The sequence below is a fragment of the Candidatus Nitrosocosmicus franklandus genome, assembly GCF_900696045.1.
Lineage (GTDB): Archaea > Thermoproteota > Nitrososphaeria > Nitrososphaerales > Nitrososphaeraceae > Nitrosocosmicus > Nitrosocosmicus franklandus_A.
This window is the reverse complement of the sequence record NZ_LR216287.1, coordinates 2,037,039-2,060,858: the sequence shown is the minus strand read 5'-3', so window position 1 is coordinate 2,060,858 and position 23,820 is coordinate 2,037,039. Positions and strand designations below refer to the sequence as shown.

26 protein-coding genes, 1 tRNA gene and 1 other RNA gene are annotated in these 23,820 nt (G+C 35.1%); 14 read left to right on the top strand and 14 right to left on the bottom strand.

The genetic code is table 11. The annotated features are described in order from the left end of the window. Positions 1 to 4: 4 nt before the first annotated feature. A complete protein-coding gene (locus NFRAN_RS09685; RefSeq protein ID WP_134484797.1) occupies positions 5 to 1,273 on the bottom strand; it encodes a 3-isopropylmalate dehydratase large subunit in 1,269 nt (422 codons plus the stop codon). A 124-nt stretch (positions 1,274 to 1,397) separates the two neighbouring features. Between NFRAN_RS09685 and NFRAN_RS09680 the strand changes: the two genes are divergently transcribed. The 4 genes from NFRAN_RS09680 (at position 1,398) to NFRAN_RS09665 (ending at position 4,833) form a co-directional block, all read left to right on the top strand. Next, positions 1,398 to 2,003 carry a DDE-type integrase/transposase/recombinase gene (locus tag NFRAN_RS09680; protein WP_134483260.1) on the top strand — a complete coding sequence of 202 codons (606 nt, stop codon included), beginning with the start codon at positions 1,398 to 1,400 and terminating at the stop codon, positions 2,001 to 2,003. A 60-nt stretch (positions 2,004 to 2,063) separates the two neighbouring features. Next, complete coding sequence (locus NFRAN_RS09675; protein WP_134484796.1) at positions 2,064 to 2,825, top strand: coenzyme F420-0:L-glutamate ligase; 762 nt, start codon at positions 2,064 to 2,066, stop codon at positions 2,823 to 2,825. Positions 2,826 to 2,916: 91 nt separating this feature from the next. After that, positions 2,917 to 3,471 (top strand): hypothetical protein, encoded by a 555-nt coding sequence (locus NFRAN_RS09670; RefSeq protein ID WP_134484795.1) that lies wholly within the window; start codon positions 2,917 to 2,919, stop codon positions 3,469 to 3,471. A gap of 240 nt (positions 3,472 to 3,711) precedes the next feature. Continuing rightward, entirely contained in the window at positions 3,712 to 4,833 is a 1,122-nt protein-coding gene (locus NFRAN_RS09665) for an OBG GTPase family GTP-binding protein (RefSeq protein WP_134484794.1), read from the top strand. A gap of 327 nt (positions 4,834 to 5,160) precedes the next feature. On the opposite strand, the gene NFRAN_RS09660 is transcribed toward NFRAN_RS09665, so the two are convergent. Further along, positions 5,161 to 5,577, bottom strand: a complete 417-nt coding sequence (locus NFRAN_RS09660; RefSeq protein ID WP_172602260.1) for a ribonuclease HI family protein — start codon at positions 5,575 to 5,577, stop codon at positions 5,161 to 5,163. Between the two features lie 122 nt (positions 5,578 to 5,699). On the opposite strand from NFRAN_RS09660, the gene NFRAN_RS09655 reads away from it, so the two are divergent. Both NFRAN_RS09655 and NFRAN_RS09650 read left to right on the top strand, forming a co-directional pair. Then, the gene (locus NFRAN_RS09655; RefSeq protein ID WP_172602259.1) at positions 5,700 to 6,293 is read left to right on the top strand and encodes a hypothetical protein; all 594 of its coding nucleotides are present in this window, start codon (positions 5,700 to 5,702) and stop codon (positions 6,291 to 6,293) included. A gap of 33 nt (positions 6,294 to 6,326) precedes the next feature. Further along, complete coding sequence (locus tag NFRAN_RS09650; protein ID WP_232037988.1) at positions 6,327 to 7,352, top strand: isocitrate/isopropylmalate dehydrogenase family protein; 1,026 nt, start codon at positions 6,327 to 6,329, stop codon at positions 7,350 to 7,352. Positions 7,353 to 7,491: 139 nt separating this feature from the next. Here NFRAN_RS09650 and NFRAN_RS09645 read toward each other — a convergent pair whose 3' ends face one another. Continuing rightward, the gene (locus NFRAN_RS09645) at positions 7,492 to 8,058 is read right to left on the bottom strand and encodes a HemK2/MTQ2 family protein methyltransferase (protein WP_134484791.1); all 567 of its coding nucleotides are present in this window, start codon (positions 8,056 to 8,058) and stop codon (positions 7,492 to 7,494) included. Positions 8,059 to 8,292: 234 nt separating this feature from the next. Here NFRAN_RS09645 and NFRAN_RS09640 point away from each other — a divergent pair, with 234 nt between their 5' ends. Then, a complete protein-coding gene (locus NFRAN_RS09640; RefSeq protein ID WP_134484790.1) occupies positions 8,293 to 8,502 on the top strand; it encodes a hypothetical protein in 210 nt (69 codons plus the stop codon). Between the two features lie 45 nt (positions 8,503 to 8,547). Here NFRAN_RS09640 and NFRAN_RS09635 read toward each other — a convergent pair whose 3' ends face one another. The 3 genes from NFRAN_RS09635 to cofD all read right to left on the bottom strand — a co-directional run bounded on the left by NFRAN_RS09635 (position 8,548) and on the right by cofD (position 10,784). Continuing rightward, positions 8,548 to 8,928, bottom strand: coding sequence for a cupredoxin domain-containing protein (locus NFRAN_RS09635; protein ID WP_134484789.1), 381 nt, complete (start codon positions 8,926 to 8,928; stop codon positions 8,548 to 8,550). Between the two features lie 95 nt (positions 8,929 to 9,023). Next, the gene (gene cofC, locus NFRAN_RS09630; protein ID WP_134484788.1) at positions 9,024 to 9,767 is read right to left on the bottom strand and encodes a 2-phospho-L-lactate guanylyltransferase; all 744 of its coding nucleotides are present in this window, start codon (positions 9,765 to 9,767) and stop codon (positions 9,024 to 9,026) included. A 15-nt stretch (positions 9,768 to 9,782) separates the two neighbouring features. Continuing rightward, positions 9,783 to 10,784 (bottom strand): 2-phospho-L-lactate transferase, encoded by a 1,002-nt coding sequence (gene cofD / locus NFRAN_RS09625; protein ID WP_134484787.1) that lies wholly within the window; start codon positions 10,782 to 10,784, stop codon positions 9,783 to 9,785. A gap of 135 nt (positions 10,785 to 10,919) precedes the next feature. Here cofD and NFRAN_RS09620 point away from each other — a divergent pair, with 135 nt between their 5' ends. Beyond that, entirely contained in the window at positions 10,920 to 11,981 is a 1,062-nt protein-coding gene (locus NFRAN_RS09620; RefSeq protein ID WP_134484786.1) for a hypothetical protein, read from the top strand. 60 nt (positions 11,982 to 12,041) lie between these two features. Here NFRAN_RS09620 and NFRAN_RS09615 read toward each other — a convergent pair whose 3' ends face one another. From NFRAN_RS09615 to NFRAN_RS09585, 7 genes are all read right to left on the bottom strand, one after another. Then, positions 12,042 to 12,776 (bottom strand): hypothetical protein, encoded by a 735-nt coding sequence (locus NFRAN_RS09615; RefSeq protein ID WP_134484785.1) that lies wholly within the window; start codon positions 12,774 to 12,776, stop codon positions 12,042 to 12,044. Next, complete coding sequence (locus NFRAN_RS09610) at positions 12,760 to 13,923, bottom strand: NOL1/NOP2/sun family putative RNA methylase (RefSeq protein WP_134484784.1); 1,164 nt, start codon at positions 13,921 to 13,923, stop codon at positions 12,760 to 12,762. Before NFRAN_RS09610 ends, NFRAN_RS09615 begins: the two co-directional genes overlap by 17 nt. 112 nt (positions 13,924 to 14,035) lie before the next feature. Further along, an RNA gene (gene rnpB / locus NFRAN_RS09605) (RNase P RNA component) lies at positions 14,036 to 14,323 on the bottom strand. A 209-nt stretch (positions 14,324 to 14,532) separates the two neighbouring features. Beyond that, positions 14,533 to 15,051: a DUF367 family protein gene (locus NFRAN_RS09600; RefSeq protein ID WP_197731173.1), complete on the bottom strand. Its 519-nt coding sequence runs from the start codon at positions 15,049 to 15,051 to the stop codon at positions 14,533 to 14,535. Positions 15,052 to 15,056: 5 nt separating this feature from the next. Then, a complete protein-coding gene (locus NFRAN_RS09595) occupies positions 15,057 to 15,677 on the bottom strand; it encodes a signal peptidase I (protein WP_197731172.1) in 621 nt (206 codons plus the stop codon). A gap of 97 nt (positions 15,678 to 15,774) precedes the next feature. Further along, the gene (gene proS, locus NFRAN_RS09590; protein ID WP_425321226.1) at positions 15,775 to 17,256 is read right to left on the bottom strand and encodes a proline--tRNA ligase; all 1,482 of its coding nucleotides are present in this window, start codon (positions 17,254 to 17,256) and stop codon (positions 15,775 to 15,777) included. Between the two features lie 93 nt (positions 17,257 to 17,349). Next, entirely contained in the window at positions 17,350 to 17,640 is a 291-nt protein-coding gene (locus NFRAN_RS09585) for a hypothetical protein (protein ID WP_134484782.1), read from the bottom strand. A gap of 210 nt (positions 17,641 to 17,850) precedes the next feature. Between NFRAN_RS09585 and NFRAN_RS09580 the strand changes: the two genes are divergently transcribed. From NFRAN_RS09580 to NFRAN_RS09555, 6 genes are all read left to right on the top strand, one after another. Then, a complete protein-coding gene (locus NFRAN_RS09580) occupies positions 17,851 to 18,324 on the top strand; it encodes a PUA domain-containing protein (RefSeq protein ID WP_134484781.1) in 474 nt (157 codons plus the stop codon). Between the two features lie 62 nt (positions 18,325 to 18,386). Further along, positions 18,387 to 18,584, top strand: a complete 198-nt coding sequence (locus NFRAN_RS09575) for a hypothetical protein (RefSeq protein WP_134484780.1) — start codon at positions 18,387 to 18,389, stop codon at positions 18,582 to 18,584. Positions 18,585 to 18,681: 97 nt separating this feature from the next. Beyond that, a complete protein-coding gene (locus NFRAN_RS09570) occupies positions 18,682 to 20,472 on the top strand; it encodes an ATP-binding protein (protein ID WP_134484779.1) in 1,791 nt (596 codons plus the stop codon). A gap of 60 nt (positions 20,473 to 20,532) precedes the next feature. After that, positions 20,533 to 21,120 (top strand): proteasome subunit beta, encoded by a 588-nt coding sequence (locus NFRAN_RS09565; RefSeq protein ID WP_134484778.1) that lies wholly within the window; start codon positions 20,533 to 20,535, stop codon positions 21,118 to 21,120. A 363-nt stretch (positions 21,121 to 21,483) separates the two neighbouring features. Beyond that, on the top strand, positions 21,484 to 22,158 hold the full coding sequence (locus NFRAN_RS09560) for a hypothetical protein (protein WP_134484777.1): 675 nt from the start codon (positions 21,484 to 21,486) through the stop codon (positions 22,156 to 22,158). Positions 22,159 to 22,200: 42 nt separating this feature from the next. Continuing rightward, positions 22,201 to 22,304: transfer RNA gene (locus tag NFRAN_RS09555), tRNA-Arg, on the top strand. A gap of 225 nt (positions 22,305 to 22,529) precedes the next feature. On the opposite strand, the gene NFRAN_RS09550 is transcribed toward NFRAN_RS09555, so the two are convergent. Next, positions 22,530 to 23,588: a cupin domain-containing protein gene (locus NFRAN_RS09550; RefSeq protein ID WP_134484776.1), complete on the bottom strand. Its 1,059-nt coding sequence runs from the start codon at positions 23,586 to 23,588 to the stop codon at positions 22,530 to 22,532. Positions 23,589 to 23,820: the final 232 nt, after the last annotated feature.

The window sequence follows — 23,820 nt, the reverse complement described above, 5'->3', positions numbered from 1 at the left end:
ATGATCATAGATCCCTCGGATCAGTTAGTTTTCCAGTAACAGCTGATGCTGCAACAACCATCGGCGATGCCAAGTAGGTTTGAGATGTCACATTCCCCATTCTACCAGGAAAGTTTCTATTTGTAGTGCTTACGCAAATTTCATCCTTTCCCAATACACCCATATGCGCACCACAACAAGCACCGCATGTAGGCGGGCCGATTACTGCGCCCGATTCCATAAAAATAGTGACCAGGCCCTCTTTTATCGCTTTCATATATATTGATTGGGCAGCTGGAAGGACCTCTGTTCGTACTTTGACTTTTCTTCCTTTAAGAATTTTCGCAGCAGATCTAAGGTCAGAAAGTTTGGCACCTGTGCATGAACCTATGTAAGCTTTATCTATTTCAGTATTTGGAACTTCTCTAACTGTGACAACATTTTCTGGAGAATAGGGTTTTGCTACACATGGTTCCATTTTTTCACAATCATACTCAAATATTTCACTATATGTAGCATCGGGATCACCTCGTTGTATTTTAATTGGAGCATTGGTTCTGTCATTTAGATAGTCTGCAGTAATCTGATCTGGTTCTATTATTCCATTTTTTGCACCTGCCTCTGTAGTCATGTTAGTCAAAGTGAATCTTTCTTCCATTTCCAAATTATGTATCACATCACCGCTAAATTGCATTGTTTTATAATTTGCCCCATCAGTTCCAATATCAGATATAATATTCAAAATGATATCTTTAGCCATAACATGATCGGGTTTTTTCCCATTTAGCTTAAACAACATTGTTTCTGGTACTTTAAACCAAATTTTACCATGTTTTAGTACATAGGCAATATCTGTGTGACCCAAGCCAGCGGTAAATGCACCGACTGCACCAGTTGTATTAGTATGAGAATCACCGCCTACATAGACTTCTCCAGGTAAAACCAAACCCTCCTCATGTGAGATTGTATGACAAATACCATATTGCCCCATTCCATATTTGTAATGTCTCTTGATACCGTACTTCTTAGCCCAATTCGTAAGCTGTATAACATTATCTGCAGAAATTCTATCAGAAGCAGGGACAAAATGATCTTCAGATATCCAAACTCTATCTGGATCCCAGACCTTTTCTAATTTGATACCTTTTTTTTCTAACTCTTTAAAGACCTTTATGACACCAGGTCCTGAGACATCATGAATCATAACTTTATCAACGTTTGAAAAGACAATGTCTCCTGGCACTACAGATTTTGATTGCGAGGAATGAGAAAGAATTTTCTCAGTTAAAGTCATTCCCATGGTAATATACTAAACTGCGACATCTGAAGATTAATACTTTTTGAATATGGGCCATCATTCAAAAGGGCTCTGTTCATTTAGCGTCAAGTCTATAGCTTGAAGATGTCCTATCTCTTTTATGAATACTAGAAACAGAACACCTTCAAGGTATGTGTATTATGGCTTACATTTGTACTTTTCAGGTCTTTCTCTTAGGAAAACATCTGAAAGATTATCATACTGTATCAAACGAAATCATGTCACTATCTGGAACTGGATTCAAAAGTACCAACCTAAGATTATCAAGACAAAACAAAGAAGGATATGTGAATTCATTGTAGATGAAACATTGCTTAAGGTTGGTTCAGAATACACGTGGTTATGGGTTGCAATAGATGCGAAAAGTAAGGAAATTCTCTCACTATCCATTTCTAAGGAGAGAAACATGTTTGTTGCGGAACGGTTTCTGTCAAACATAGTCAGAGACTATGGAAAGCATCCAGTTTCAACAGATGGTGGTACTTGGTATCCCATGGCTTGTCAATTCCTTAAATTAGAACACCATCTCCATTCCTCCTATGAAAAAAACTTGATTGAAAGAACAATGCAGTATATCAAGGACAGAACTGAAAGTTTCGATGATTACTTTCCCTGCAGGCTAAAGAACTGCAAACTAAAACACGTAAAAAACTGGTTGAACCTGTTTGTCGACTATCACAACAAGGAATTAAAACCTGTTAACTGAACAGAGCCTTCAAAAGGAATCAATCTATTAATAAGTTCAAAGATGACTAACTAACAGTATTTGCAAATCATCCCAATTCATCTAGAAAAGGAATCTTCTAGGTTTGACATATACGATAAAATCATCAACAATAAAGACGAAATACAAATTCAAGATTTTGACATACTAGTCATATCAAGCAAATATTTATCCATTAGTGAAGGCAGGATAAAGAAATTGAGCGATGTTAAACCTTCCGAAGAGGCCATTTTATTGAGCAAGAAATATCATATTAGTCCAGAAATGATGGAGTTGATAATAAGAGAATCGGATGAGATATTTGGGGGCCTATATGGATTCGTTCTCACCTCTGTTCATAGAGTTTTGGCTCCAAACGCAGGGATTGACAAGTCAAATGTTCCCAAAGACCATGTTGTCCTGTATCCAAAAAATCCCTATGAATCCTTGGAAACTCTTAGAAACAAATTTCTAATCAATTCCAGAAAAAGGATCGGAATAGTATTATCAGATAGCAGAATTTTACCCATGAGAAGAGGAACAACAGGTGTAGCACTTGCCTGTAGTGGATTTGAGCCAATTATAGATTTGAGAGGAACAAAAGATCTATTTGGAAATGTCTTAAAATACACATCACAGAATATAGCAGACTGTTTGGCTTCTATTGGGACCATGATAATGGGTGAATCCGATGCTTCAACCCCGGTGGTCATATTAAGAGGATTCAATGTCAAATTTACCAACCACCCCATATCGAGTGAATCCCTAAGTATCGAAAGTAAATTTGACATATACGTACGAGGACTATCAGGAAAAATTCACTAGACAAATACTCGCAGTCAAAAGTTTTAATTTTTTAAATTATAAATAGTCAAAGAATAATATATCAGATTACAATTGGAGACAGAGGAGATACATGTCTGAATTTTCAACTCTATACCCCAGAACGATAAACCTATTACAGGGAATCCAGAACCTCATAAAGAGAGAAGAGGTAGAACTAGATCATCTTTTCCTAATGGTCAAAATAAGAAAGGACGAAATTATCAATACTTTGATTTCCGAGGGGTTTAAGATGGTCAAATTTGAACACAAAAAACCTGCTCAAATTGGTAGCGGATTTTCAAAAAAGCTCAAAAGACCATGGGAAATGCATGTTAGATTACTCGATTTTAACCAAGGTATGATTGGAATTCATGCAGAAGTCGAGATTTCAAGAAATTACTTTCAACATATCAAGTCAGTCAGGGTGCCTGTTGTGTATGAAATCGAGTCGATACTTAAAAAACATAGAATAGAGTATCAGTTATGGCATTCATTCGTTAAAGACTATATCACCAATATTGTCGATGACCATCAGATAAAGCTAAAATCTCCCAAAATACCTGCTTTGCCTTGGTTGGGCATGTTGGGATTTATCTCAACCGTTGCAATATTATACGGCCTCAAATTCTTTATGATCTTAGAATAGAGAAAGAATGAATCGAGAAGATAATAGGAGAGAAAAAGGAAGGTAGGATGGAAGGATGGAAGGATGGAAGGAAAAACATGAACTTTAGAATGTGTTACTCAAAGTCTCAGTACGAGAATAAATAAGGAATCAAACTCACATTACGTTACACCACATTAACTATCCCTTCTTCACAAACTTTATTGACTATATGACATCAACAAAATTTTTATTATAATTTTTCTAAATAAATTACAGCCAATGGGAATTCCAGAGAAAATTAAGGCAATCCAAGATGAGATTCACAAGACTCAGATAAATAAGGCTACTGAATTTCACATAGGCCTTCTAAAGGCAAAGATTGCAAAATTAAAAAGAGAACAAGAAGAAAATACCCATGGTAAAACCATCTCCTCAGGAGGCGGAAATACAGGATTTGATGTTAGAAAAGCAGGAGATGGAACAGTTGTTTTGATTGGTTTTCCAAGCGTAGGTAAATCAACACTGTTAAATGCATTAACTAATGCAAAATCAAAAACAGGTGCGTACTCGTTTACAACCCTGACTGCGGTGCCGGGTATGCTAGACTACAAGGGAGCTCGAATTCAGATTCTCGATTTACCTGGAATTATAGAAGGGGCAGCTGCTGGAAAAGGCCTCGGAAAAAGAGTATTGTCAGTGGCCAGAAATGCAAATCTTGTTTTGATAGTATTAGATGTATTTCAGGTTAATCACCTAGATGTTATAAAAAAAGAGCTTTTCGAGATTGGAGTGAAGGTGGACGAAAAGCCTCCCGACATTACACTTGAAAAAACTTCATCTGGAGGCATATCTGTTAGTATCCAGGTACCCACACAAGTCGATGAGAACTTTATCAGAAATGTCATGCGTATTAATGGTATACACAATGGTCGAATAACGATCAGAGAAAAGGGACTAACAATCGATCAGCTTATCGACGTAATGTCAGGTAATCGAGTGTACATTCCGTCACTGGTGGTGATAAATAAGATCGATCTTGTTGACCCAGAGTATCTTAAAACAGTTACTTCAAAATTAAAAATTCCTTACATAGCAGTTTCAGCAGACACGAACAAAAATATTGATATACTAAAGGAAGAAATTTACAAAAAGCTGGACTTTATCAGAATCTATATGAAGCCCAAGGGACAAGAAGCAGATTTGGTTGAACCGCTCATCATGCCACGTGGAAGTACTGTTCAGAACATTTGCAACAAAATTCATCGTAATATGGTAAGGGATTTTAAGTTTGCCCAAATCTGGGGAAAGAGTGTGAAATACGGAGGTCAAAAGGTGGGATTAGAACACAAGATTAATGATGAAGATATTCTTACCATTGTTAAAAAGATAAATGCTCTTTGATGTTAATGGCATATTTTGAGGCGGCTCAGTCAAATGCCTTTTCTTCATGTTGTGTACGTGATAACTCTGATTCCTCATAGCCGCTCAAGTTATAATGGTATTAACAAGTATTTGATTGTATGAGGTTAAGTGAGAGCGTAGCACAACCATGTACCAGAAAATAAATAAGTAACTTAGATTTCATAACAAAGTAACAACGCTATTTAAAGTAACTTTACAAGAAGCATTATATTACTACTACTGCTACTACTACTGTTGCTGCACTGCTGCTACTACTAATGTAATGAGAAATAAGATAACCAAACGAACAAATGATAATAATATTATCTAATTTGGGTCAATGTATTCGAATTGGTTGGAACGTTGATATTCATCAAGAGCTTTGTTCGCAAGATAATCAGCACGTCTATTCTTTGACCTGGGTACATGTTTGTATGTAATTTTGTCGTAATTTTTTTCCAAGGCTGCAATTTGGCGAGATAGTATTTTAAGCTCTTGGCTTCTGATTCTGTATTTTAGATTTCTCTGATTTATCAACAATTCACTATCTGACAGTATGTTAACTTCCCTATCAAGGTCAGAACATATTTCTAATGCTCTTCGAAGAGCTTCATATTCTGCTTGATTATTGGTCTTTACACCGATAAATTCCCCATGTTCTTTAATCACCTTATCATCTTTCATTATTATGATACCGATTGCAGACAAACCAGGATTACCTCTGCTCGCCCCATCTATATGCACATTGAGCAACTGCGTTCTTCTAAGCTCTGTACATTCATTTATTGTTTTTATTTTACCGTCTGTTTATCCGTCTATCAAAGTCATTCTAAAGAATTTATATTATTAGGGACATTATGACTTTTGTGCCCAAAAGGAAGATAAAAGAGGGGGCCCCACGAAAGAATTTTTTTCAAAAGTTGGGGAAAAAAGATCTGTTATTACCTCCGATAATTATAGGTGCTGCAGTATTATTTGGATTAGTATTTACTCAGATAGTACCACCTCCAGAGATACTAAGTGTCTGCCTTAAAGCACATTCACTAGATAGTTACAATGTTTATCCAAGGGTGCAGATATTTGTAGACGGTAAACAATATCTACTTCCAGGTAACGTAGGCAAACAACCAAATGAAAAAGGTGAAGAATGTTTGAAACCTATCCATACAGACTCGGTAGGAGACACATTGCACGTTCAATACATTAGACCGGTCCAATTATCACTCCCAGATCTGATGGAGATCTATGCATATGATAACAAAACAGTTACGTTAGTAGAAAATACTACCGCAGGTAATTACGTAAATAGCACTTTGGAATTGTCCGATTATGATATTCAATACTCATATTATTCTGATAAAGGAGGATTTACCAAAATAGTTAACAGTAGTCAGTTCCCTCCATTCTCAAATACTTTTTTTGGAAAAATTGATTTTGTTTCAAAGGAACTGAAAAAATAAATAGGAATATCATCAAATCCTTTTTGAATTTATTTGAGCAATAAAAAAGCAGCTATAATTAATGGTGACGGTACTGGGCCTGAATTAGTAGATGCAATGATCAAGGTTCTGAAATCATGTAATACTAATGTGGAACTCATAAAATGTGACGCAGGTTCTGAGTGGTGGGAAAAAAATAAAGGAAATTCATATATCTCAGAAGAGGTGTGGGAGACTCTAAAAAATTCTGATGCTTGTTTTAAAGGACCGACTACTACTGTGCCAAACCCCAATGCACCCCGGAGCGTAGCTGTAAGCATAAGACAGAAATTCCAACTATACGCAAATATTCGTCCTATAAAAACATACAAGATTTCAAAATTACAATTAAATTTCATTTGTGTGCGAGAATCAACTGAAGGATTATACGCAGGAATAGAATTTAAGACGAGTGATGATTCAGCCGTAGCAATAAGAAAGACCACAGGAAAGGGTTGTAGGAGAGTGGTCAAGAAAGCATTCGAATTGGCAAAACAAAAAGAGTTTAAAAAAATATTTGCAATTACAAAACGCAATATTCTAAAGGAAACCGATGGTATTTTTTGGAACGCGGTCACCGAAATAAACAAGGAATATCCAGACATTGAAGTTGAAGAATATTATATTGACAACATGACACAACAACTAGTCAAAAATCCCGAAAGATTCAATGACAGTTTGTTGCTTAGTACGAACCTATTTATGGATATTATTTCGGAATGTGCTTCAGGTCATGTAGGGTCCATAGGTAATGTATACTCTGGAAATTATGGTGATAATTATGCCATGTTTGAACCGGCACACGGGAGTGCGCCCAAACATGCAAGACAAGACAAAGTAAATCCAACGGCAACAATACTCTCTGGTGCATGGATGGTCGAATATCTTGGAGAGAAACATATTTCAGATGCGATTTTTAAAGCTACAGAACAAGTCATCGATGAGGGCAAGTATTTGACATATGATCTGGGCGGTTCAGCATCGTTATCTAAAATGGCTGAAGAAATAGCTCAAAAATCTGCGGCCCTAATCAAGAAATAAACTTTGTGAAAAAAAAGAAATTTGATTTTTTTCTTTTTCATTGATTAACTTTCATTCTTTCTTTGTTAGTTAGTTAGTTAATTTGCATATTCGTTATTATTATTGTTATTAAGATGACTTTAATTGATGCCGTAGCAATCTAAACCTCGTACTTGTCAGAAGACATATTTTTTATTCCGGCTATCTCAACTACCTCCAAGATTTCGAAAAATAAATTTTTTCTAACCAAAATTTTTTTTTTTAAAAAAAATTTATCAATGAAACTATCCATTTTTTTTATGTTAGAAAGAGACGATCTTAGTAACAAGATCTTGCCATCGTCATGAAGTAATGACCTTGCAGAATATATTATTCGAAAGGTTAATTCAACCCCTTCTTTACCGCCGTGTACAGTATTATCTTCAAAGCCCCATCCCGTATCTGCAGGCAAGTATGGAGGATTGCTAATTATTAGATCAAATTTAAAATTCAATGCGGAACCGAGATCTGTACAAATAAGGAATTTATTACTATTCGTTAATAACGTATTGTTTTTAGCATATACAATTGAATCAAAATTGAGGTCAGTTCCGATTACAAAGGCAAAGTTAGAACACAATCTGCGAGTCAAATATCCAGAACCAATACCAATTTCTAAAGCAAAATTTCCGCGGTAATTTTTTACAACATCTTCCATCAAAAAGGTATCTTCCGCAGGTTTGTACATCGAATTATTCAATTATGATATTAAGACAGTTAAAAGGCTACTTAGTAAGAATAATGATGTAATTTGAACTTTGATTCAAGAATGAAGGAAGTAATATGAAAACAGATTTGTTTTAGCTTAAGCAATCAATAATTTGTCATGGTCTAAAAATCCAACTAGCTTGTACATATAAACAAACAATCTCTCTTACTCACTCATCCAGTCACTCATTCATTCGCTTACTCGCTCACTCGCTTGTCCACCCCTCTGACCTCCTTACCTCTGCCCAGGTTCCCCCTTCCAAGAGAAGGATCGTATCCACCATGTCAGAAAAATTTTAGGGTGTTAAATAATTGCAACTATACAAAACAGAAGGGCATGCTAAGGCATGACATGTTGGATGGAGTAGTTGGCTCAAGTAGTATCAACAGCGGCAGCAACAACGGCAGAAGAAACCGTATCTAGCTTGAAACCAGTAGTCTTCACGATACTACTCTAAGTGATTGTTGATTATACTATTTCAATTGTTCCTCTCATTTCAGGATGAAAAGAACAATAATAGGTATAATTGCCTGTCTTATTGCTTGCAATTCCAGTTACAAAATCCTGTTCTGTACTAAGATAGGCTGTATTGATACCTAATTCATCAGAAATGAAATCATGCTTTACAAAATCCTTGTTTAAGATTATGAGTTTTGTAGGTTGATTAGCATTAACATGTAAAGTGGGATTTGTTTGGTTAAAGGCGTTATTCTGGGCCACTAACAAAATAGTATCATTTGATTTTTGAACAGTATTTTCACTAGGAGGGTTCAATAAATTGCCAATTCCCCACATGGATCCAACAACTATAAACGAAATAACAACTATTGCAATGATGTTAGCTAACAATTGTAGATAATAGTATTCTCCTTCAACTAATAAATATCTTCAACAGATATAATGATAGTATTTTGAATGATAAATCAAAAGTTGTATCCTTTTCATCATAACCATAAATCTTGATTTTGGCTCAAAATTTCAAGGAGATAATTTAATGCACTATTATTATTTTCCAAAATAATCTTTGAATTGGACTGGTGAGAAGTATTTACCACTTTATTGAGTTGTTCACTTGTAGTAAACACATACTTTTTAAAAATGAGCATAATGTCCTCAATTGTATCGACATCTGTCTTTAGATTTTCAAAATCAAAAACCTTAACCGATACGCCTTTTTCCATACCTCTTCTTAAGTGATTAAAAAAACTATTGTCATCATAGCTGGTCTCAATAACTGTGTGAGGTTTTCTTAATAGAATATTAGTTCCGTCATATCTATACGAGGGGACAATACAAATTCCCTCTCTGAAACCTTTAGAATAATGGAGAATTTCATTTATTTGTGAGAGGTTAAATAAAGGAATATCGATTGGAATCACCAAAGACGAGTCAAATCCTGCTTTAGTAATATAAGAATCTGCTAGCGATACAGCTTTGTTTACACCCGAATTCATGCCTTCATCGATTGTTAGAAATTTGTCTCTAAGAGAATCCGGTAGATTGATAAATTCATTTGTAATAAAGATGATTTGACACCTTTCAAGTCTTGATACTTTCTTGACTAGATCATTTACAAAATGACGGCAAAGCTCTATTCGTTGTTCTAACGTTAGATACCTACTGAGACGTGTCTTGCTCTTTTCAAAACTCTTTACTGGAATTATTATTGCAGTTTTTGGATCTTCCAATTATTCAACCTTTTATTATCTTCTGTCTTGACAAAATTCAGAAATAATATAACTTGCCAAAGCCAGTTCCTTACGAGAATTATTCATTAGTATGTCAGTATAGGAAAAATTTATCTGAGGATAAGAAGTAGTCCCTATTTTTTCCTCAACCTCTTTTTTGTCAACTCGATCAAAGATCATGTTAGCAGAAATTTTTGAGTAAAAATTAATTAATCCCCGTATATCGGGTTGAATATTTTTTGCTCTCATATATATTTCGCTTGGTCCACTAAAGGCCTTGTTTGAGATAAGAGGGGATACCATCACAACCTTGTTTCTATGTTTGTGCAATATATTTTTCATCCCTGAGATCGCAATAATAGGACCAATGCTAGATATGGGATTTCCGGGTGCCAAAACTATTAGTTTTGAATTTTCAAGCATCCGTTTGCATTCTAAGCTAATTTTAGCAAGTTTAACGTTCTTGTAAACTATATCTTTGAGGGGCAAAGCTCCTTTATGTTTAATCCAATATTCCTGTAGATGAAAAACTTGGTCGTCTTTTGTAACCATGTTTGTTTCATAGTGCACATCGGATGCAGGCACGATTGGAATTCCAAGACCATATTTATGTGATAGTAACCGAGTAATTTCTGAGAGATTCTTGCCCTCTTTTAGTAACTGGGTTCGAAGAACATGTGTTGCAAGATCTTTGTCACCAAGATTAAACCAGGCTTCTTCACCAAGTAATTTCATGTGATTAAGGAAATTAAAAGTGTCATTCTTTATACCCCAGCCTCTTTTCTTGTCTAAATGATTGCTTAGTCCATAGATTATAGTATCCACATCAGGACATATGTACAGACCGTAATGCCAAAAATTGTCGGCAACGTTTGATATGACTCCGATATTTTTTTTAAATTCGTTATATAATCCCCTAACTAGTTTTACTGAACCCGTTCCTCCTGCTAAAATGGTAATCAATGAATGGGGATACTTTTCCACATTTTTTATTTCTTGTTCACGTGCTTCACACATAGTTGATAATTTTTTTTCGAATTTATCAAATAGAATTCAAAAAATTATTTTAATTACAAGGTATTTGTTTCGAATTGTCTTTTAAGGAGAAAATTTCAATAAGATTATAAACAGGGAAATTGGAATTCGTAATTATTGAAATTAAGTTCTCTACATTGCGCAGTATTGGTATCTGCAATCATTATTTTTAGTGGAATTTTTGGTCAAGGCTTTGCAATTCAGTTGGAAGCTGGAATTTCCCCTTCAAAAAATGCTGCTGACGCAACATTTACTGGAGACAGAATCATTACATTGAGATATCCGGCAGATAGTACATTGGCACAAATGTTGGCTGGAAATAAAGATTCTATTTCATTTACACTGGATACTTCAGATAGCAGCAATGGGATGACTGCTGTTTTAGACAAGATAAATGAATACTTGCTATCTCAAAAACAAAGTTTAGTTGAGTTCGCAAATGCAACTTTGGAATATCGTGCAACGGTCAACGGTGGACCCACCACGGCAACTATCTCTTATCAGGTAGAATTGCACCCAGCCATCACTAATCTAGTTACAGAATCAAATGGAACTTCATCATCTTTACTTGATATTGACTGGAGAGGTATGGCATTGGAGGAACCTCTGATTGTAAATACTCAGGAATATGGACAAATTGACGTTAATCATCCAATGAGTGGTCTTGAAAAATTAGTCCCAGAAGTTGCATCAAAAATACAAAATACTACCTTAGCAGAAGTTTTTAACACACCTATCTTAGATTTTGAGGAATTTGGAGTTTCTATGAATAACTGGCACTTTTTGTTTGATGCTACAGGAGCACAGGCTGGCGCTGCAGGATACGGATTTTCTTTGTCAGAAGGAGATTCAGAAATAGTTTCTATTTATTCTCTGGGCGAAAGTAGTTTTAGAGAGGGAACACACACAGTAAAAGAAACATCGGCATCATCAGAGATAGATGGAGTAACAGTGAGTGCAAATGGCTTAACAGCACCCCCAAGTGGACAGATTCAAATTGGCGGATTTTCTCAGATCCAGCCAGGTGGTTCAGCAGGAACAGAGCACCTCCTTGTATCTGCAGATGCTCCTCAAGGTGTGGCTACTTCCTCAGGAAGCTTTCCCATACAGGTACTCTTAATTTTTGGAGCAATGATGGGCGGTGTTGCAGTACTTGTATTGCTCAAAGCACGAAAATAAGAAAGAAAAAATTTTTTCTTTCATTTTTGTTTTCAGTTTGCCATAACAAGAATAATAGTTTTATTTCTTTATTATGCTCTGGTTTTCGTTGTGTAAGTAAAAGGTACCTATATTGTCTACAGTATCAACAGTAACGATGTTAGGACGATTTAACAATGGTCCAGGAAATCTAGATCTACCCAATCCCAAAACCTCCTTGTATTCATTTAAAATTATCAACAACTGGTTTTCTTTAACATCATCATAAAAAGAAATAACAGAATTTCCCATTATATCCCTTCCAAAGCAAACCAAGTTGGCGGCTTTTTCATTGATAATTATATGAGGAAATTCAAGATCGGTATTATTATTACTTTTGTGTTGGTTTAATACAAGCTCTGCAAAATTTAATCCGGGCAAGAATTTCTTTTTTCTTATTAGACCTATTTGGATACCCACGGAAACAGGACCTAATTCTAACAGCAATTTGTCACTTTCTTGAGGATTAGATCTAAGGAAAACCCTCTTTAGTAAAGATTCAGTACCATTGTCGTCACGACGGATACCACTACTTCTATTACTATAATTATTGTTAATTTTTTTGTTCTTATTCATAGAACGATAGGCAGAAGATATGGCAGCATTGTAAATAGATATATTTTCAATTTCCGGTAGCCCTTCTTTTGCATTAGTTGCAGATACATCCGAAACAATTAATTTTTCTCTATTATACAGGTCAAAGATGCTCCAATGAGAAAACGCTCTTTTTAGAATCGTTTCTTCCAAAGCGTTCGGTGATCTATAATATGTTGGCATTGGAATTGGCGTACTCCTTTCTTATTTTTGCTATAAAAAAACCATTGGTATCATGAAAATGGGGGTAGAATCTTTTTGTCTTGTTCATCCTGTCTGTGAACTCCAAATTCTTGAAATTTGTTAGTCCATCTGATCCTAACTGAACTGGTTCGATTAGTGCATCATTGAAATTGTCAAGCAAATATTGGATAACCACTTCATTTTCTTCTGGTGCAAAAGAGCATGTGCTGTAAACCATTAGGCCATGTGGTTTTAGAACATTGAATCCTGCAATGATCAACTTTTTTTGTAATTCACTACATATTTCTAGATCCTTGGGCTCCCGGCTTTTTTTTCTTGAAACATCCTTTTGAATAATACCTTCACAAGTACATGGTGCATCAAGAAGCACTCTATCAAATTTTATTCCCAAATTTCCCACCATTTCAGAACGTAAATTAAATACCATGGTATTTGTTACAAAACAACGAGACAAATTATAGACAAGTGATGAAAGTCTCTTGGGATTGGATTCACAAGCTACTATCAATCCATTGTTATTTAATTTTTGAGCAATATGAGTAGTTTTTCCACCTGGTGCTGCTGCCATATCCAATACAGCAAGATTTTCTGAATAAGGAATCTCAAGTTCGTTTACGGCTATGCACGAACTTAAATCCTGGATGTAGTAATATCCTTTCAAATATTCAATTGTTGAGCCAATGCTTGGTAATTTAGGATTTTGTATATTGTTATTTTTTACAGTATCACATAAATTTTGAAAACATACATTTTCGTCATTTCGAGTAACGCTTTTTTCATTGAATCTGTATGATGAATTGTGATAATGATCAAGTTGCGTAGTCACTACTTCAAACACTTCATCTAACAGAGTATCTTTTAATTGAAAGCCCTTAGTAATCAGTCTTTTTTTGAGAACATATGGATCAATCTTTAACGTGTTTGCTCTTATGTAAGTATGTAGATTTTCTTCGTTATCAATATATTCCAAAAATTTCTTTGGTTCGGGAATGTAATTTAGAAACCTAGAGATCATCCATTCCCTGTAGCCATATTTTTTAGACAAATTCTTAGATAATTCATTACCAGGAAACAGTACAGGATAATTCAAATTACAGTCGTCCTTTTTTTCCGCTTCTTTAGACATCTTGAAATATTTGCAGAAATGATCAACACACCTAGGTGTTTATTTGTTTGTCATAGTCCAAAGATAATGGGATTCAGACCTAGTATATTTACTATGTGTGAATCCCCAAATTGTGTGCTAGTAGTAACCCTCCTTTTGTTTTAGGCAAGATTCAGCTAAGCAGCCTACCTGAGTATAAACACGGGAATATTACTCCGTTTGGCCTTTCTCTACCTGGGACGACAGTTTCATTTCTAGTAGAAATCACTCAGATTATTAGTCATCATCGCTTCAGATTTCTACTGAATACTTTTCTATTTCGTTGCCAGAAGTCTCCTTCTAATTATCGCTAATTCAGGTACCCGTTGTGAGGGAGGAGTTTCCTCTTCGTAATAATGAAGTAACTTGCCCGCTAGCTCACATATATAAAATTCGTTCAAAACGGTTTATTAATCTTGTTGGCATCAGGCAAATTGTCAAAAATCTCTATCAATCCATACTATTCGAATATGATTTGATTAAACAATGAGAGATACATATTATGAATTTCCATATTTTCAGGTTAAGATGAGTTATTTAATACCACCTATTCATAAGCTAAAAGCTGGTCATATGGATAGCTTTTTTAGATTATAAAAAATAATTTGGAAAGTATTCCTTCTCAATAACTCTTAACGCGTCCTCATCAAAAGCTTTAGAATAATCTTCCAGAATATCTAAATTTAGATCCATAAAAGTATGACCCCATTTGAATTTATTCAAAATGTCGTTAGATTTTGATTTATAACCCATAATATAAAGAGCAGCAGATATAGCCTCAACAGTAGAAAGCATTCCTAATTTAGCGTAATTTGTAGGGTTCCCAGCTAATAGTGCGGGAAGTTTCCTGTTATTCGTGTATTTTTTTGAACCCCGGATTACTTTTGAAGCAAGATTCCATGAACAATCGATTCCACAGATCCCCTTAAAGCGCATTGCATCAGACGCTGTTAGGAGTTTGTCCGAATAAGGGTTTAGTACTACAAACGAGTTAGGAATCCGTCGCACTTCATTGGCTAAGCGAAATTTAACCAGCCTGGAGGCGGTGCACTTTTGAGGATCATCCTGTCTATACATCAAGACAGCTAATTCAATCTGATCCGCACACACCTACGTCAATCATCCTTTAGTTTTTCTTTTTCTTCTTCTTTATCTTTGTTACTTCCACGGATAAATGAATATGCTAGCAATCCCCCTATTATTGCTATTATTACATAATTAACCGGAGGTTTTAACACCTGTGGTATTATTCCTACCTGTGGAATTGTAAGAACTACTTTTCCAACGTAATTTTCCTCAGTTATTGGAAAATCGATTCCAGGAATAGAACATTCGTTAGCATCTCCTTTTGTTAATATTGTTTTTTCTTGTATAACCTCATTAATGGCAATGGGTGCACAGAGGATTACATTACCGGTCAAGTTGTTTCCATTTTCAATTATAGCGGAAACTCTATGAACTATTGTCTTATTGTCCTCACTAGGATCAGGAGCCTTAAAGACAATAATGTCTCCGATATCTGCACTCTCAAAAGATGTGTTATTGTCCTTCGCCCATACTATGATAAGGTCGTTTACATTTAAGACAGGAATCATGCTACCGCTTGCGACTACATAGAAAGGGTTTGAATCGGCTAAAATCGTTCTAATAGATATAAAGGCTATAGCGAATACGACAACTATAATAATGATTATCTTGATATCCCTTCTCTTTCTATCCTTTTGATTTTTAGACAACTTGTAATAAGAGATTGGAATTTGAACCTTACATAAACATTCTGGTTAATAGCCCTTCAAGATCAGCAAAAAACATTAACTCACAAAGCATTCTCCTCTAATAAGCACGAGCAAAGACAGCAATTTGGTTAGATTCTTGTCTACAATATACGCATTGTCTTAGAGTCAGAAATGCTGCGCCATTTCCTATTTTAATTGGCAAATCATGAATATCAAATGGCAAGACACGTATGTCAGCTCCGGTATCTTCTTTGATTCTCTCTTCACAATCTTCATTACCGCACCAATTAGTCACCAAAAATCCACCCCGTCCCTTGTCTAGTAATAGCTTGAAATCGTTAATATTTTCTACAAGGTGAGTCATATCTTGAAGAAATCTTAGTGCGTTCTTGTACAAATCAGATTCCAGCATTTTAAAGGTTTCTTTTATTTCAGCTGACACAGTGTTTAAAGGGATCAATTTCTTTTGTCGATTATCTCTTCTAACTATCTCTATGGTATTTTTTTCGATGTCCCGTTGTCCTATATTGATCCGTATTGGAACTCCTTTCATCTCCCATTCGTTGTATTTCCATCCCGCTGTAAATTCATCCCTTTCATCTACAAACACCCTGTACCCCAGATCACTTAATTGATTTTTTAAACTGTTAGCATGTTTCTTAACCAACTCTTGGTTTTGATCTTTGTATATTGGGATAATAATGATTTGAATCGGAGCAACAACAGGCGGGAGGATTAGACCCTTATCATCACCATGTACCATTATTAGCGCCCCAATCAATCTCCAGGATATTCCCCAAGATGTTTGCCAAACAAACTCTTCTTTGTTATTACTATTAAGAAACTTTATTTCAAAAGGTTGAGAAAAATTTCTGCCTAAATTGTGTGAGGTTCCAAGCTGTAGCGCCTTCCCATCAGGCATCATCCCTTCTAACGTAGTTGTATAATCCGCTCCAACAAATTTTTCTTTATTACTTTTAAATCCTGAAATTGTAGGAATCAAGAGAACATTTTCGATGAATTGCTTGTAAATAGATAATATTTTTATAACTTGTTCTTTGGCTCCCTCATTATCAATGTGAGCAGTATGACCTTCTTGCCATAAGAATTCCGAATTTCTAATAAATGGCTTGGTAGACTTTATTTCTGCTCTCAAAGCAGTATTCCAAAAATTTATTCTTAATGGCAGATCTCTGTAACTAGAAATCCACTTGGGAAAAATTGAATATAATAGTGCTTCAGAAGTAGGCCTCAGAGCCAATCTTTCAGCTAAGGGAGTATCACCAGAAGAAGTAACCCAAAAAACTTCTGGATTGAATCCCCTAAAGTGTTTTTCCTCCTTGTTTAATAAACCCTCGGGGATAAGACAAGGTAAGAATCCATTGACGTGACCGGTCTCTTTGAACTTTTTGTCGAGATATTCTTTAATTAATTCCCATATGGCATATCCATATGGTCTAACAATAATGAATCCCTTTGCTGAGATATAATCTGCCAATCCAGCCTTTTCGATTACTTGTGAATACCATTCACTGAAATTCTCATTCTTCTTAACAGTAAGACCAAATTCCTTATTGATGTTTTTACTCAATTAATCAAAAGATAGCTATAATTTTCTATTTATGAAGCTTTGTCAAACAGAATATAATACTCGTAATTTAAATTAATGTTATTACTCCAGAGGATCACCCTTGCAATATACTATACCGCTTATTCTACTGTGAAAATTACTACATACATAGCATTCCACAAATCCAAGTTCCTTATTATATACAGGACAATCTATTGCTTCGAGTTTCATTCTTTTTAGCATTTTGGGACTTACACCTTTCAATTTTAATTTTCCTTTTTCATCCATCATTCCAGAACTTTTTAGCTCGCTCTTGGCTCTATCGCTAATTTTTAAGGATTTTTCGACGGGCTTTACAGGAACTTCATATTTTGTTCCGACTATTTCACTCATCTCTAATTAGGTTTTATGTACGGCATAATTATTTATAAGAATTCGTTTTTGTTATAAACACAGTTTAGGTATCCAGTCAAGAGGTATTCAATTAATTAAGGTAAAATAAAGAGTCAGAAACTTCCTCTGTTAGAAGAAAAAGAAGAAGAAGAATTAATACATCTTTATTATCTATCAATAATTCAATAAAGATGCTTGAAAACTTATGTGATGTCCAAGAAAGATACAGAAAGAATCTTAAAAGGTTTAGAGAAGAGTTGGGCAAAAGTAACCATCCCAAAGACAAAGAATATAAAAATTTTTGAAATCGAAGAAAATAAAAGCATTTTGATAATTGATAGCATGGTTGCAGTTCTCACTGCCAATGAGTCGATATTACCATTTCTCGGGAAAACCGAAATCCTTGATATATTTCCATCTGTTACTGTAGATTCTGGATCCATTAAATTTATTTGCAATGGCGCAAAAATCTTAAGGCCAGGCATAGTCGGTTTCGATTCTTTTAAAAAAAATGAAATAGTTACGGTAAAAGATGAAAAGTTTAAAAAGTACCTGGCAATTGGGCTAGCACTAGAAGACAGCGATCGTGCTCAAGCTATGGAAAAAGGACAGATAATAAATAATCTTCATTTCGTAGGAGACAAGTATTGGAATGCATTTAAAGAAATTTCCTTCCGAATTTAAAACAGTCTTCGTTAGAATGCTTATCTTTATCTTTATATAGCCAATGCGATCTTAGAAATGACATGTTTACGGGAAAGATGACGGCAACTTGGCTAATCCTATTAACAATCGCAGGTTGTTCTGCAGTACCAGTTTTGTTGATTTATTTTACCACCGTGCATCCCTTCATCGAAACTCATCCTGCGCAGATGGTATTGATCATATTTGATCTGATCCCTCAGGTACTAGGTATGGAATTAACTAGTATGCCTGTTTCGTAAATCATTTTTGAAAGTCAACAAAAGTTTATTGTTTTGTCAACAAATTCCAAATATTTATTTAAATAATAATATATTTCAAGCTTAACATATCTTGACAATGGAATTAAAGGTTCACCCGTCATTTTTTAGAGAATTTGCTACCAAAACTTGGATTTCTCCCTATGAAATAGTACGTGAATTAATCGAAAACGCCTTTGATGAGGATGCAACAAACGTCATAGTTACAGTATTGAATAACGGAAATATCATAATCGAAGATAATGCAGGAATGAATTCCGAATCTATGGATAAATTTTTGATTCTCGGGTCGCCGCATAAGGCCGAAGAAACCCTTTCTCCCAATCTGAAAAGATTAAGAACGGGGAGATATGGCACTGGTAGATTATCATTTCTAACTTCGTTTGATCAAATGAAAATAAAAACACGAAGGGATGGTTTCAGTAAATCAACAGTTATTGATGGAAACACCTTGGAGGAGCTTATAAATGGACGCGCCAAATTAAGCGAATTAAAGGAACCAAGACTCAATAGAAATGGTACGGAAATTCTGCTAAAGGGTCCAAAAATCAGCATCGACATTAACAAGCTAGCCAAGGAAATTAAAAAACTATCGATTCTAAAGTATCCATTATTTGATGTGTATATCAAATCTGCAGAAGATTTTAAAGAGTGGGACTTGAGCAACGCTCAGTTAATACGTTCACCCGATATCCAAGGTTACAAACTTAATGTTAACATGGACAATCCAAGAATTACTGGGGAAATTGTAATTGCGAGAAGGCCCCTTGGTTCAGATGAAAAAGGTATAGCAATCATGGTAGGAAATCACGTAGTTTTGAGAAGTAATTTTGGATTTGAAAATAAATTAAACCGAGTTACAGGATATGTCAAATGTGATGCACTGACTTCCAGATTCGCCGACAAATCAGCATTAATTGAAAATGATATCTATCATAGTTTTAATCAAAGTGTTAAATCCTTTATCGTAGATCAAGTTCTTCCGAGCTTAACTGAATATGAGGATGTTTTGATCACAAGAGAAGAATCAAAAATCTATAAGGAGATAGACAAAGTCATGGGTCAGGCAGTATTGGAAACCCTAGAACCAGTAGAGGAAATACAAGGATTTGAATCAGTGGAGGTAAATTCTGATCAACTAGAGTCAGGGAACACAGATTTAACAAATCCAGTTTCGAGTTTAGAAGAACAAAATCAAGAAAATAGAAATGATTTTTTGTCCAAAGATTCAGGCGAAGACTATACTAAAAAAGCAAAGGACGAAAAAGGTAGAGGAAATAATTTGCTGAGTGATGAAAACTTTTCTGGTTCAAATAGTCTAAACCATCCGACTCTTGTGACAAAGTCAATATCTGTTCTTGATCCACAAAACAAAATAAATGATGGGAAATGGGATCCAGAAAGGGAAAATAAAGGTTTGGAAAGAGCGAGTCTTTCATCATCTTATGGGTACCTAAATCAAGATTCTTCAACGAATGAATCATCAAGACATAATAACAATCAATCATTATCATCAGTCAGCGCAGTCGGAGAAACTGGCAATTATATTAAAAAAACGGTCAGAAAACCCATTCTAAAGAAAACATTTACCCTCAAGAAAATTGGATATAAAGTAATACCATATGAAGATGAAACAGACCCTAGATACAGTTTTACAAACGAGAATATTGTTTTTGTCAACAAAGCTCATTCGACGTATAAGGTAGAGGCAGAAAGAGGAGATGAATTTCTTTTTAGACACATAACAAACATAGTTGCCGAGGTAGTTGTAGGATCAAAATATCCAGAAGCTAAAGATATTTTGGAAATTCAGAATAAGTTGATTTCTGAAGCAATAAAAATCCATGACTACTCCATGTTGAAAAAATAATCACATAGAAACGACTAAATCTAACTCTTTTTTTTTAATTATTAAATGGCTTTTCAATTTATGCCAGGGGCAACAGCAGTAGGTATTACATATAATGATGGAGTACTGTTGGCTGCTGAGAAGAGAGTTTCGTATGGTAATTTTGTTGTTAATAAGAATACTAAGAAAACCTTTAATGTAACTGATTATGTTGGTGCCGCATGTGCAGGTATGGTTGCGGATATGCAGGTTTTAGTTAGACAGGTAAGTGCATTGTCTAAAATAAGAAAGCTAGAGACCCGACGGGATGTCGAGCCAAACTCTGTAGCAAAGCTTATGTCCGTAATAATGTTTGAAAGAAGATACTTCCCACTGCTGACTCAGGTGGTTGTTGGCGGAATAACTACAGGAAAACCAGAAATTTACACCCTCGATCCCTTAGGATCTGTTTTACCCGACAGATATGCCGCTGTAGGTACTGGAGCGGAAATGGCACTAGGAGTCATGGATGCCGAGTATGAAGAAAACATGGATGAAGAAAAAGCTACAAATCTGGCACTAAAAGCTATTCGATCTTCGATCCAACGAGATTCGGCAAGTGGAGACGGGATAGATATTTTAATAATTAACAAGAAAGGAAGCAACGAAAACACTTTCCCGGCTTTGTAGCTTCGATAACATGTCAACTTTATTTAGCTTTAATAGATGAATTCTATATTGAGTGATATTTAATTATGATAACCGGACAATCAATTTACTTTTTGTTTGTGGTCGTATCTGAGTCACTACTTTTGAAAAACAAATAGTTTGGAAAGAAGAGACAATTACACAGATAATTTAAGAATTATACAGACGTTTGACAGGAAAGTAATCATTTAACATATAACAAAAATGAATTTCCAGAACAATCATAACGTGAGTAGGTAACTATGATAAATTTTTGATATTTAATTTATATTCTTTGTATATTAGAAATTTTGGATAAATAATTACAAATATTTTTAATAAAGTAAGTAGTAATAATATCATAGAATGAAGACCCTTCAGATAGCCACATTCGGTGATGACGATCAAGACGGTATTGCACTGGGGATCAGGAACTTTCCAATTCATCAACTCATACTCATATGTTATTCAAACGATGAAGCAAAAGCTATTGAATATGCAAAAAAGATGGAAGCAATAATTGGAATAGGATCAGAAATTATTTTGGTAGAGAAAGAAAACGTTGTGAAAGACACTATCGAAAGAGTCAACGAAGTATTGTTAAAGAAAAGTCTAGAATATCATCAAATACTAATGAACGTTAGTTCAGGAGATAAACTAATAAGCTGCGCAGCACTATCTTCTGCTTTTATTAATGGTATCAAGGCCTTTGCAATGGATCATAATCACAGTGTACCACTACTGCTACCCGTCCTTAAATTCAGCTATAGCGAGATAATATCAGACACAAAGATTAAGATTCTAAAGAGCATAGATAGTATTGGTGGAATGGTAAGTAGTTTAGAAGAATTAGAACAAATATCTGGATATGGCAAACCTCTGCTTAGCTATCATGTTCAAGGAGGGAAAGAGAATAAAGGATTGGCCGATCTTGGATTGGTAGAGGTCGACAAGGGTGACAGAGGAAAAACGGTAATAAACATTACTACCTTAGGTAAGCTAATGGTAACTTCCAACCTCGTGAACTCTTCTCAGCATTAATATTATGCAAGTTTTTTATTCATAGATTAATAGTCTTTTTCGGGGCTCGTAGCGCAGACCTCGTTATACTATTAACGAGGGTGTAGAATGGATAGCGCGGACGCCTCCTAAGCGTCAGGTCGAGGGTTCAAATCCCTCCGGGCCCGCTTTAAATATATTGATTTAATGGATTTTGTTCGATAAAAAAATAGACATTATTGAGTTATACGAGAATCAATTTAACCTTTGGTCAAATGGATTATTTTAAAAATTGTTTATTCAATTATAGGCGGCATCTCGAATAATCATAAATAAATAATAAAGCCAGGTAAACAAAATTACGAAAGGATAACTTTGAGTAACTGAGTTAGCCTACCACCAATTTTAAGGCATCACTTGGTTTCGGCAGAAATAAATATATTTTTCACCACATGAGGAAAATCTTTAAAAAAGCCCGACTCCTTGCTAAATACTGCTTCAATAACCTCATTAGAGTATGAGCTCATGGCACCAACTAGACCTATGAATTGAGGACTTTCATTACTAAAAAAGGAAGCCACAATGCCTTGACGTGAATAATCAGAGTTTTGTAGATAATGAAAATATCCTGCAGGAACGAAAAACACTTGTCCTTTACCCATCTCACCTGTTTCTACCTCATTATTCGGTCCTAGAATTGTAAATCGTACTTTGCCGTCAATTACATAATTCAACTCTCCGGCATTTGGATGAGTATGAGGTTCGATGATCCCTCTTGGTTCTAAATCTAGTACAAAGACTGATAATCCCTTTAAAATTGGAAAGTATGGAGTACTTCCTAGTCTTGCAATACCACCAGGGGTTTGTATTTGAGGTTCCATTGCTCTGAGATTAATGGTATACGGATTTGTTTCACTTTCACTATTTTTTGCATTTGTAATGTTACCTCCAGTCTCATCCGTATGAAGCGAAGCTACGATGTAATCAAAAAATCCATTGTTTTCTAATTGAGAAAACACTGCTTGCTGGCTTAAACCAAAAATGCTGTTTAAAATATCCTTTGGTAAGGATTGAACGGATTCCGTTAAACTAATCTGTGTGGGACGTTCATCATCATGAACCATGATTACCTTCAATTCTTCTTCTCCTATGTTTTCGATATCATGCCAATAACCTTTGGGCACAAAAGTCAATTGACCCGGGTTCAAGATAAAAGCATCTTTCTTCCCATTTCCATACATAGTCATTCTAGCTTTTCCAGACAAACAATAATTCAACTCAACTGAATTGATATGCCAATGCGGAATCTGTAAACTTCCTTTTTTTTTCAGCCGGAGCAGTGACCCAGCCATTCCTCTTAAAATTGGAAAATTATCTGCATCCATTCGAGTTATACTACCGAGCGGATTTTCAGTTTGAGGCATTATTTCATCTAAATCAAATATTCGTGATGAATTAGGGTGTTTATCCATTTTCCTCCTTTATTGCTATTGTTATTAAATTTTATGTTACTCTAACAATATCCTTTTACCGATTAAATTTTTTGATCCATCAATTATGACATGTCAAATTAGCTGAAAGAGACAGCATTTAACAAGAATCTGATAACGTCTTGATAGCTTATACAATATCTTTCGCATAGATTTGCTATAATTTGAAAAACGGAATTACATAAGAATCCATATTCTTAATTTATTATCGCCT